This is a genomic window from Salifodinibacter halophilus, from assembly GCA_012999515.1.
GTDB classification, from domain to species: Bacteria; Pseudomonadota; Gammaproteobacteria; order Nevskiales; family Salinisphaeraceae; genus Salifodinibacter; species Salifodinibacter halophilus.
The window spans coordinates 1-1,685 of record JABEEB010000005.1 but is presented as its reverse complement, the minus strand read 5'-3'; the positions used below and the strand labels follow the sequence as shown (position 1 = coordinate 1,685).

The following is a 1,685-nucleotide window of genomic DNA, read 5'->3' as shown; positions in this document are numbered from 1 at the left end:
CGGATACATATTTGAATGTATTTAGAAAAATAAACAAATAGGGGTTCCGCGCACATTTCCCCGAAAAGTGCCACCTGACGTCTAAGAAACCATTATTATCATGACATTAACCTATAAAAATAGGCGTATCACGAGGCCCTTTCGTCTCGCGCGTTTCGGTGATGACGGTGAAAACCTCTGACACATGCAGCTCCCGGAGACGGTCACAGCTTGTCTGTAAGCGGATGCCGGGAGCAGACAAGCCCGTCAGGGCGCGTCAGCGGGTGTTGGCGGGTGTCGGGGCTGGCTTAACTATGCGGCATCAGAGCAGATTGTACTGAGAGTGCACCATATGCGGTGTGAAATACCGCACAGATGCGTAAGGAGAAAATACCGCATCAGGCGCCATTCGCCATTCAGGCTGCGCAACTGTTGGGAAGGGCGATCGGTGCGGGCCTCTTCGCTATTACGCCAGCTGGCGAAAGGGGGATGTGCTGCAAGGCGATTAAGTTGGGTAACGCCAGGGTTTTCCCAGTCACGACGTTGTAAAACGACGGCCAGTGCCAAGCTTGCATGCCTGCAGGTCCGGCAGCGCTCTCCAGCGTCCGGAGTTCTGCCTGAAGCGTCAGCAGGGCAGCATGAGCACTGTCTTCCTGACGATCGCCCGCAGACACCTTCACGCTGGACTGTTTCGGCTTTTTCAGCGTCGCTTCATAATCCTTTTTCGCCGCCGCCATCAGCGTGTTGTAATCCGCCTGCAGGATTTTCCCGTCTTTCAGTGCCTTGTTCAGTTCTTCCTGACGGGCGGTATATTTCTCCAGCGGCGTCTGCAGCCGTTCGTAAGCCTTCTGCGCCTCTTCGGTATATTTCAGCCGTGACGCTTCGGTATCGCTCTGCTGCTGCGCATTTTTGTCCTGTTGAGTCTGCTGCTCAGCCTTCTCTCGGGCGGCTTCAAGCGCAAGACGGGCCTTTTCACGATCATCCCAGTAACGCGCCCGCGCTTCATCGTTAACAAAATAATCATCCTTGCGCAGATTCCAGATGTCGTCTGCTTTCTTATACGCAGCCTCTGCCTTAATCAGCATCTCCTGCGCGGTATCAGGACGACCAATATCCAGCACCGCATCCCACATGGATTTGAATGCCCGCGCAGTCCTGTCTGCCCAGGTCTCCAGCGTGCCCATGTTCTCTTTCAGGCGGCGGGTCTGGTCATCAAACCCTTTCGTTGCGACCTCGTTCGCCGCCTGCAATGCCCCGGCTTCATCGCCGGAACGCTGCAACTGAGCAACATACGCAATCTGCTCCGCCGACACGTTATGGAACTGGCGAGCCATCGCCGTCAGCCCCGACGTCGGGTCTGTGGTCAGCTTCCCGAAGGCTTCAGCGACCTTGTCCACCTCCACGCCGGATGCAGAGGAGAAACGCGCCACACTCTGGCTGATGGACGCAATCTGAGCCTCACCGCTTACCCCCGCCTTAACCAGTGCGCTGAGTGACTCGCTGGTCTGGTTAAACGTCAGCCCTGCCGCCTGCCCGGCTCTGGACAGGACCAGCATACGATCTGCCGTCAGTCCCGCCTGATTGCCGGAAAGCGCTAGCGTTTACTCTAGAGGATCCCCTGGAATGCTGCTAAATACGAAGTTGGTAAATCTCAAGACTCTTACGATAAACAATTTTTGAGAGATTGGTTAACTTCTAATGGTGTT

Annotated in this window: 1 protein-coding gene and 1 pseudogene; one reads left to right on the top strand and one right to left on the bottom strand. The window is 55.4% G+C overall.

Features of this window, described 5'->3' with window-relative positions; all coding sequences use genetic code 11:
• Positions 1–575: 575 nt before the first annotated feature.
• Positions 576–1,580, bottom strand: a pseudogene (locus HKX41_10355) (phage tail tape measure protein).
• 12 nt (positions 1,581–1,592) lie between these two features.
• Here HKX41_10355 and HKX41_10350 point away from each other — a divergent pair.
• On the top strand, positions 1,593–1,685 hold a 93-nt coding region (locus HKX41_10350; GenBank protein NNC24539.1), incomplete at its 3' end, for a phosphoribosylaminoimidazolesuccinocarboxamide synthase.